Below are 1461 nucleotides of genomic sequence, written 5' to 3' on the forward strand. Positions count from 1 at the left end.
TTTTTTACCTTTCCCTATTTATTATCGAATTGACATTAAGAATCAAGACCTTAAAGGCCTTATTTTGAACTTCCCTTTATTTAATCGCGATTCTCTTAATAAGAGAATGCTCTAGAAAGGAGGTGTTCCAGCCGCACCTTCCGGTACGGCTACCTTGTTACGACTTAGCCCCAGTTACCAGTTTTACCCTAGGCCGCTCCTCTCGGTAACGGACTTCAGGTACCCCCGGCTTCCATGGCTTGACGGGCGGTGTGTACAAGGCCCGGGAACGTATTCACCGCATCATGGCTGATATGCGATTACTAGCGATTCCAGCTTCACGTAGTCGAGTTGCAGACTACGATCCGAACTGTGATAGGGTTTATAGATTCGCTCCTTCTCGCGAAGTGGCTGCTCTCTGTCCCTACCATTGTAGCACGTGTGTGGCCCAGGACGTAAGGGCCGTGATGATTTGACGTCATCCCCACCTTCCTCACGGTTTGCACCGGCAGTCTGGCTAGAGTTCCCACCATTACGTGCTGGCAACTAACCACAGGGGTTGCGCTCGTTATAGGACTTAACCTGACACCTCACGGCACGAGCTGACGACAACCATGCAGCACCTTGCAATCTGTCCGAAGAAATATCTGTTTCCAGATACGTCAGACTGCATTTAAGCCCTGGTAAGGTTCCTCGCGTATCATCGAATTAAACCACATGCTCCACCGCTTGTGCGGGCCCCCGTCAATTCCTTTGAGTTTCATTCTTGCGAACGTACTCCCCAGGTGGGTTACTTATCACTTTCGCTTAACCACCCAGCCCTCAATTGGGCCGGACAGCTAGTAACCATCGTTTACGGCGTAGACTACCAGGGTATCTAATCCTGTTCGCTACCTACGCTTTCGTCCATCAGCGTCAATATAGTATTAGTGATCTGCCTTCGCAATCGGTATTCTGTGTAATATCTATGCATTTCACCGCTACACTACACATTCTAACCACTTCATACTAATTCAAGGTCTACAGTATCAATGGCAGTTCTACAGTTAAGCTGCAGACTTTCACCACTGACTTATAGACCCGCCTACGGACCCTTTAAACCCAATGATTCCGGATAACGCTTGGATCCTCCGTATTACCGCGGCTGCTGGCACGGAGTTAGCCGATCCTTATTCATAGAGTACCGTCAGCTCCTTACACGTAAGGAGGGTTCTTCCTCTGTAAAAGCAGTTTACAACCCATAGGGCAGTCTTCCTGCACGCGGCATGGCTGGATCAGGCTCTCGCCCATTGTCCAATATTCCTCACTGCTGCCTCCCGTAGGAGTCTGGTCCGTGTCTCAGTACCAGTGTGGGGGATCTCCCTCTCAGGACCCCTACCTATCGTGGCCATGGTAAGCCGTTACCTTACCATCTAGCTAATAGGACGCATGCTCATCTCTTACCGTAACCTTTAATCATCACCTGATGCCAGATCATAATAC

General features: G+C 49.6%; 1 rRNA gene. It reads right to left on the reverse strand.

Annotated elements, in window-relative coordinates:
• Nucleotides 1–115 precede the first annotated feature (115 nt).
• A 16S ribosomal RNA gene (locus L1967_RS22180) occupies nt 116–1461 on the reverse strand; the annotation flags it as partial.

This window comes from Zunongwangia pacifica (assembly GCF_023499215.1).
GTDB lineage: Bacteria > Bacteroidota > Bacteroidia > Flavobacteriales > Flavobacteriaceae > Zunongwangia > Zunongwangia pacifica.